Origin of the sequence: Trinickia sp. (assembly GCF_035492435.1) — a bacterium.
In the GTDB taxonomy this organism is placed as follows: Bacteria; Pseudomonadota; Gammaproteobacteria; order Burkholderiales; family Burkholderiaceae; genus Trinickia.
This window is the reverse complement of sequence record NZ_DATJJF010000059.1, coordinates 1-6603: the sequence shown is the minus strand read 5'-3', so window position 1 is coordinate 6603 and position 6603 is coordinate 1. Positions and strand designations below refer to the sequence as shown.

Below are 6603 nucleotides of genomic sequence, written 5' to 3'. Positions count from 1 at the left end.
ATGCGAAGTCGTGCCCAACCACGCGAACCGTCGCGCGCCCGATCCCACTCGCAACGCGGGTGACCTGTGCTGCGTCTCTCAGGCTATTGCCCGGCCTCCTCGATAACCCGGCGTGTGACAAGCTCACCAAGCGCGACATCGGCAAGACCGATGCCGATGGATTTGAAAACCGTAAGATCACCCTGCACGCGTGAATGGATATCGCCATTGGCGATGGCGTCGCCGAGCTCGATCACATTGTTCCAGTCGACTATGCCAGGCGAGGCCATCAACAAGTCGCCGGCTTCTGCCTTCGCCTGTTCCAATGATTCGACGATGACAAGGCCCGCGCGCGCGAGCGTCCGGTCGTCGATTTCGCGCGCGCTCGGCTTGCTGGAGCCGATTGCCGCGACGAACGTATTTGGCTTGACGTGCGCGCCGTCAAAGAGTGGTGCGGCGCTGCGGGTGGCGGTGACGATCACGTCGGCGGTTTTCACGGCTGCCTCGGCGGTAGATGCTTCGAAGCGCACGTTTGGAAAGAGAGCCTGCATCTGCGCGACTGCTTCCGGCACCCCTTCGATACCGACGATCAATACACGCTCAATTCCTGAATTTTCAACGATCGCGCGAATATGCGCCTTGGCTTGGATTCCAGTTCCGAACACCGTGAGTACTTTGGCGTCGGCGCAGCCGAACCTGTCGAGGGCGATTCGTGTGATTGCCGCCGTGCGGTATTCCGTAAGGGCATTGCCGTGGATGATCGACAGCAACCGCCCGTCGTGCGTCGAGAATAAGGGAATGACAAAGTCGAATTTGCCTTGGTAGGTCGAGTACACCTTCGCGCCGCACACGCCAGCGCCAGGCAGGATGGCTCCCATCGTGCTCAACGAGACTTTCTCTCCGAGGGTTCGCACGCGCGGCTGAACCTTGGCGCGCTCACTGCCTTGCTCCGCGAGGGCGCGGCGTAGTGTGGAGATGGCGTCGCTCATCGTGATCAGACGGTGGACGTGATCGTCCGTGATGATATGCATGATGGTTAAGAAGTCAGAGGGCCGAACATCGCACAACACTGGATCGGCCTGGTGGGAAGAAATTTCAAGTGTGCGAGTACAGAAGCGGCCAAGTCCGCGCTGCGCCCGGGTATGCGTCAATAGCGATAGAAAGCGGCTTGCAGCGCGCTTCGTTCGGCGGGGGTGCTCAGCATCGCAAGCATCAGCAGAATGCGGGCCTTTTGCGGTGCCTGATCGTCGACCACGAGCCAGCCGTAGTCATCGTCCGGTTGCGCGCCATTGCGGATGACCACACCGTTGCCGGTGCGAGACGCGCGCACCACATGTACGCCGTTGCGTGCTGCCGCGACGAGAGGTGCCACGATGTGTAGGGCCACGTTGCCGTTGCCGGTTCCGGCGTAGATGAGGCCCCGCGCGTCGGAGGCGACTGTGTCGATCACTCGCTCGTCGAGCGCGCCATACGCGTAGATGATGTCGACCTTCGGCAGAGCTTCGAGATCGTCGATGGCCCACTGGGTCGAAACGGTATGGTCTCGCCATGGCATCCGGTAGTAGCGCGGTTGCCCTTCCACCACATAGCCGAGCGCGCCATATGGCGAGCGAAAGGCCTCGAGCTTGAAGCTGTTCGCTTTCGTGACGTCTCGGGCGGTGTGAATCTCGTCGTTGGCGACGACCAACGTGCCCTTTGCGCGCGAGGTAGGGTGGACCGCCACGGAAATTGCGTTGTAAAGATTCAGCGATGCATCGGAACTCATGGCGGATGGCGGGCGCATGGATCCGACTACCACGACAGGCTTCACGCTCTTTAAGGTCAGGTGCAGAAAGTAGGCTGTCTCCTCGATGGTGTCAGTGCCGTGCGTGAGAATCACGCCGTCGACATCATCGTCTTTGAGCACCTCGGATATCCGTTTGCCGATCTTGAGCAGATGCTCGTTGTTGAAATTCTCGGAGCCCGTCTGCAGGAGTTGCTCGGCGCGCAGGTTGGCCAGTGACGACACTTCCGGAATCGAGGACAGAATCTCATTGACCGTCAGCACCGAGCAGTCGTAGGAGGCGGTGTTGGAGGAGGTTTCGCCGCGGCCGGCAATGGTGCCGCCCGTACCGATAACCACGATATTGGGCTTTTCTCTCATCGTATCGATTGATTCAATGTCGTCGAGATTGAGGATGGCGTCGAATCAGGATGCGCGCGGCTCAATGATCGAACGTGAAGTGATTGGAGACGGGCGATGGTTTCCGCTGGTGGTCGAACCAGCTCGTGAGTAGCGCAGCCGACCCGGTTGCCAACGTGAAGCCGAGCGCCCCATGTCCGATGTTGAGCCAGAGGTTGCGATAGGGAGTGGGCCCGATTATCGGGGTGCCGCGCGGCGTCGCGGGTCGCAGGCCTGTCCATTCGGTGACGTCCCTTTGATCGGTCGCCACCATCGGAAACAATGCGGCGGTCTCGGCGCGCAGCGTGGCGAGTCGCGCTGCATCGGGCTTCAGCGAATAGCCATCCAGGTCGGCCATGCCTGCCACGCGTAGTCGGTCGCCGAGGCGCGCATAAACGACTTTGCGGGCGAAATCAGTGACGCTGAGCTTCGGCGCGATCGACTGCGGACCCAATGAGTATGTCAGGCTATAGCCTTTGAGCGGATAGACGGGGACGTGGATGCCTAACGGCTTGAGCAGCCGCGCGGCGCCGGTGCCCGTTGCGACGATGATGTTGTCCGATGGCAGCGTTACGCTGCCGCTACGAGCCTCGATGTGTCCGCCGCGCGTCAGGCGAAGTTCATCGATCGATGTGTTCATTGCGAACTGCACCCCGCGTGCACGCAAGATGGTCTCGAGACCTTTGCAGAAGCGGTAGCAATCAGCCGTGTCCTCGCTACGTGTATAGATGCCGCCAGCGATCTCGGCGCGCACGCTTGCGAGCGCGGGCTCGAGCTCGACGCACGCGTCGGCGCTGAGGGCCTCTTGTTCGCAGCCGAGCGAGCGCTGAAACTGGAGCAAATCGACAGCGTTTTGCATGGCGTGGGCGTCGCGATGCAAAACGAGCTTGCCCGAGTGCTCGAAATCGAAGTCGAGTTGAAGCTCGTCGCGCACCAACTCGTGCATGAGCGCGCGGCTGGAGAACGACAGGGAAAGCAGTCTTCGGGTGGTCGTGTTGCTGTGCTTGCGTGTGCAAGCGAGCGCAAATTTCAGGCACCAACGCCACTGCTCAAGACTCACAGACGGCCGAAAACGCACGGGCGAATCCTTGCGGCTCAGCCAAGCAGGCAGCTTCGACAGCACTCCGGGGCCTGCGAGCGGCGCGACATAGCTGTATGACAGTTGGCCACCGTTGCCATAGCTGGTTTCAGCCGCGACGTCGGCATGGCGATCGACGACAATGACCTGATGCCCGGCGCGGTTCAGATAATAGGCGCTCGTCAGCCCAATGACCCCCGCACCCAAAACCGTAATCTGCATATCGGCTCGTTCCGTTGTCTGGTGACGTACTCACAGGAGATCGAATGGCTCGACCTCGACTGGACTCGCGGTAAAGCTTGTTGCGCGGTATCGTCGAGTTGCCGGCGGACGCCCCGGATGTCAATGACTGGAATGTACGGTCACGCGGTGCGGACGAGATTGCACCGATCAGCAAAAAAATAGAAGAAAAGCGACAACGTGTGGCAGGCGTGGGAGGGCGACGCCGTGACGGTGAGGGAGGTGAGCGCGGCAATTGTCGCGCTGCCGACTTGTTACTTGGCGAGTTACTCTTCGGCAGTGCCTGTGCGCGAGCTGCGCAGTTTGCCTGGCGTGACGCCGTAAGCTTCGCGAAAAACGCGGATGAAATGCGCGGAATCGGCGAAGCCGCAGTCGTAAGCGATTTCGGTGACCTTGCGGGACGTGTTGAGCAGCATCCAGCGCGCGTAGCGCAACCGCATGCGGCGATAAAATTCGTTCGGCGATACCTTCATCTCGGCCATGAACGCGCGCTCTAGTTGGCGGACGCTCGTGCCGATCATTTTTGCAATGGCGGCGATATTGAGTGGCGCTTCGAGACTTTCCTCCATCAGCAGTGCAGCGTGACGCACGGTCGCATCGTCGACCGACAGGTAGCCGAGCGCCTTGCGCCGCTCGACGAACGAGGAGCCGGCCCGCCGGCTCACCGTCATCTGGTGAATGACCTTGGATGCGCGGTCGGGTCCGCAATGCAAACTAATGAGACGGGCCGCGAGCTCGATCACCGAAACGCCGCCCGCGCATGTGATGCGATTCCCGTCGATCAGATAATCGGCATGCGTCACGACGCGCAAACCGGGAAACATGTTGCGGTAGTCATCGAAGTGAAATGCGTGCACGCATGCGACTCGATCCTCCATCAAGCCGGCCCGTGCCAGCACGAAGCTACCCGTGCAAACGCCGACCAAAGGAACGCCGGCTTGCGCGGCCTCGCGCAGGTAGTCCCAATAGCGCCTATCTACTTGATTCAAGTAAGGCAGCAACCCGCCGATAACGACGACATAGTCGAACTGCTCGGCATTCGGAAAGGCCGACTGCACCGGGACGGCGATGCCGCAACTCGATTCGACGGTGCCGCTTTGCGTGCCGATGGTCGTCCAGATGCAGCGCAGCTGGCGGCTCTGATCGCCGCGGTCGGCCGCATGTCGCAGCGCGTCGCACAGGCCGCCGAGGGATAACAGCGGAAACCTGGGCCATAACATGATTCCGACGTTCAGCTCGGCGCCGACGCGTGCGTGAGACGAGTCCAGCACGCTCGAAAGCGCGTCCAACTGCTCCACCAGTTCGTGGGCTGGAGCCATGTTGGCTGAGGGATCGTCGGGAGGGAGCATGAGTGGGCCGCAAATCGAAGGAACGACATGATTATAGGGTTGCGCGTCTCGCGTCACCGTGTCGCATATGTTCTGTTTTCTGGCAGATCGGTGCAATGCCGCAGGTTTGTGTCCGCATAAATTTGTCTCCGTGTTTCGCAGTGGATGCTGCTGTGCGACTCGCGATCGATGCGAGGGCGACGATCCGGTCGATCGTTGGGTGCGACGAGTGAGACGGGCTGGCGGATGCCGTTTGTCCGCAGTGACCGCGCTTCCTGGTAGGCCATACTACTTATAAGGTGAGCAATGAACAAAAGCGTAAGGTTGGGTCGCAGCGTGGCGACTGTCGGGATGCTGGGCGCGTTCGTCGCGGCTTCGGTCGGGGCGGCTCGCGCCGATGACACAGTCAACGTCAAAATCGGAGAGGTCGCTCCCTTGACCGGTCCGGCATCGTATCTGGGCAAGGATACGGAGAACGGTGCTCGACTGGCAGTCGAGGAAATCAATAAGACGGGCCTTAAGATCGGTGGCCAGAATGTCAAACTCGTTCTCGATGCCGAGGACGATGCCGGCGATCCGCGCCAAGCAACCCAGGTTGCGCAAAAGCTCGTTGACGACAAGGTTGTTGCGATCGTGGGCCATATGAATTCGGGCACGACGATTCCGGCCTCGAAGATCTACAGCGACGCAGGAATCGTACAAGTGTCGCCGTCGGCCACCAATCCCGCGTATACGCAGCAGGGTTTCAAGACCGCGTTCCGCGTGGTGGCGACCGATGCGCAGCAAGGGCCCGCGCTTGCCGATTTCGCGTTGAAGACGCTCAAGGTCAAGAACGTTGCCATTGTCGACGACGCCACCGCATACGGGCAAGGTCTTGCCAGCGAATTCGAAAAACGCGCGAAGGAAGACGGCATCATCGTGTTGTCGCATGATGCGACCCACGACAAGGCGACCGATTTCCGGGCGATTCTGACGAAAATCAAGGGTGAGCGGCCCGACGTGATCATGTACGGCGGCCTCGACGCGACGGGCGGTCCGTTTGCCAAGCAGGCAAAGCAGCTCGGCATGTCGCAGAAAATCATCGCTGGCGATGGCCTGTGCGCGGACGATCTTTCGAAGCTCGCGGGCGAGGCTACCGATAGCGTGATCTGCTCGATCGCCGGAGCGCAGTTCGAAAGCACGCGGCTGGGCCCCGCTTTCGCGAAGCGCTATCAGGAGCGTTTCGGCTCGCGCCCGGTGCTCAACTCGCCGTTCGCGTATGACGCGGTATACGTGATCGTCGACGCGATGAAGCGCGCGAGCTCGACTGCTCCGGACAAGATCCTGGCCGCCATGCCGGCGACCAATTATGAGGGCGTGCTCGGCCTAACGCAGTTTGATTCGAAGGGCGATCTGCGTAACGGCACGATCTCGCTCTACAAGTATGTCGACGGCAAGCAATCGTTCCTCGAATCCGTGAGCTCCTCGGCTCTGGCAAAGAACTGAACTGGCCGAGGATGAATCCCTCGCACCGTGCGTGTACTCCGCGAAAGGGCGACTTCTAACTGGATATGGACATTTTTCTTCAGCAGATCATCAACGGTCTGGTGCTGGGCAGCGTCTATGCCATCATCGCACTCGGCTACACCATGGTGTACGGGATCCTCGGGATCATCAACTTCGCACACGGCGATGTCCTGATGATCGGGGCAATGGTCGCGCTATCGGCCATCACGGTGCTGCAAAACCATTTCCCCGGTCTCGGCAGCGTGCCCACGCTCGTGATCGGGCTTGCAATTGCCGCTGTCGTCTGCTCGATCGTCGGCTATACCATCGAG

General features: G+C 60.6%; 6 protein-coding genes. 2 read left to right on the top strand and 4 right to left on the bottom strand.

The window, feature by feature from the left end; genetic code table 11:
• Positions 1 to 83 precede the first annotated feature (83 nt).
• The 4 genes from VL598_RS04870 to VL598_RS04855 form a co-directional block, all read right to left on the bottom strand.
• Entirely contained in the window at positions 84 to 1010 is a 927-nt protein-coding gene (locus VL598_RS04870; protein WP_325325565.1) for an ornithine cyclodeaminase family protein, read from the bottom strand.
• A 116-nt stretch (positions 1011 to 1126) separates the two neighbouring features.
• Entirely contained in the window at positions 1127 to 2122 is a 996-nt protein-coding gene (locus VL598_RS04865) for an asparaginase (RefSeq protein WP_325325564.1), read from the bottom strand.
• A 61-nt stretch (positions 2123 to 2183) separates the two neighbouring features.
• On the bottom strand, positions 2184 to 3440 hold the full coding sequence (locus VL598_RS04860; RefSeq protein WP_325325563.1) for a D-amino acid dehydrogenase: 1257 nt from the start codon (positions 3438 to 3440) through the stop codon (positions 2184 to 2186).
• A gap of 284 nt (positions 3441 to 3724) precedes the next feature.
• Positions 3725 to 4777 (bottom strand): GlxA family transcriptional regulator, encoded by a 1053-nt coding sequence (locus VL598_RS04855; RefSeq protein WP_414718658.1) that lies wholly within the window; start codon positions 4775 to 4777, stop codon positions 3725 to 3727.
• 315 nt (positions 4778 to 5092) lie between these two features.
• Between VL598_RS04855 and VL598_RS04850 the strand changes: the two genes are divergently transcribed.
• Together VL598_RS04850 and VL598_RS04845 are read left to right on the top strand one after the other, a co-directional pair.
• Positions 5093 to 6271 carry a branched-chain amino acid ABC transporter substrate-binding protein gene (locus tag VL598_RS04850; protein ID WP_414718657.1) on the top strand — a complete coding sequence of 393 codons (1179 nt, stop codon included), beginning with the start codon at positions 5093 to 5095 and terminating at the stop codon, positions 6269 to 6271.
• Between the two features lie 65 nt (positions 6272 to 6336).
• Positions 6337 to 6603 (top strand): ABC transporter permease subunit (locus VL598_RS04845; RefSeq protein WP_414718656.1); only part of this gene is annotated, 267 nt, incomplete at its 3' end.

Bases quoted from the DNA above. Each gene is read 5' to 3' on its own strand.
- VL598_RS04850 (WP_414718657.1), top strand. From the start codon at position 5,093: ATGAACAAAAGCGTAAGGTTGGGTCGCAGCGTGGCGACTGTCGGGATG.
- VL598_RS04860 (WP_325325563.1), bottom strand. From the start codon at position 3,440: ATGCAGATTACGGTTTTGGGTGCGGGGGTCATTGGGCTGACGAGCGCC.
- VL598_RS04865 (WP_325325564.1), bottom strand. From the start codon at position 2,122: ATGAGAGAAAAGCCCAATATCGTGGTTATCGGTACGGGCGGCACCATT.
- VL598_RS04855 (WP_414718658.1), bottom strand. From the start codon at position 4,777: ATGGCTCCAGCCCACGAACTGGTGGAGCAGTTGGACGCGCTTTCGAGC.
- VL598_RS04870 (WP_325325565.1), bottom strand. From the start codon at position 1,010: ATGCATATCATCACGGACGATCACGTCCACCGTCTGATCACGATGAGC.